Below are 600 nucleotides of genomic sequence, written 5' to 3'. Positions count from 1 at the left end.
AAGGGGAATTAGCTCAGCTGGCTAGAGCACCTGCCTTGCACGCAGGGGGTCATCGGTTCGACTCCGATATTCTCCACGAGTTTAGCAGTAAGCCTAAAGCAATAAGCTTAAAGCCTACCGCTTGAAACAAAGAGTTCTTTGACATATTGAAAGAAAAAAAGACACAAGAGAAGACAACAGAGATAGAGACGTTGTGATATGCTTGAGTTGATTGACAGACCCCCGGTCTAGGCCGAACTGACTCTCAATTAGTATCATGAGGTAATATATCAAAGCAACACCATAGTAGCAAAAGGGCTATGGATGTGAAGAAAGTAAATAAGGGTACACGGGGGATGCCTAGGCTCTCAGAGGCGATGAAGGACGTGATAAGCTGCGATAAGCTACGGGGATTGGCAAATGCGAATTGATCCGTAGATTTCCGAATGGGGCAACCTAACTATCTGAAGGATAGTTGTATAATACGCGAACGCGCTGAACTGAAACATCTAAGTAGGCGTAGGAGGAGAAAATAATAATGATTTCCCAAGTAGTGGCGAGCGAACGGGAAAGAGCCCAAACCATACATGTTACGGCATATATGGGGTTGTAGGACCACGA

At 45.3% G+C, this 600-nt stretch carries 1 tRNA gene and 1 rRNA gene; both read left to right on the top strand.

The annotated features are described in order from the left end of the window. The first annotated feature begins 2 nt into the window (after window positions 1–2). Window positions 3–76: transfer RNA gene (locus G5B32_RS16955), tRNA-Ala, on the top strand. A gap of 232 nt (window positions 77–308) precedes the next feature. Next, window positions 309–600: ribosomal RNA gene (locus G5B32_RS16950) — 23S ribosomal RNA — on the top strand; the annotation flags it as partial.

The organism is Sphingobacterium sp. SGL-16 (assembly GCF_011043515.1).
GTDB lineage: Bacteria > Bacteroidota > Bacteroidia > Sphingobacteriales > Sphingobacteriaceae > Sphingobacterium > Sphingobacterium litopenaei.
This window is presented reverse-complemented; position numbering and strand designations above follow the sequence as displayed.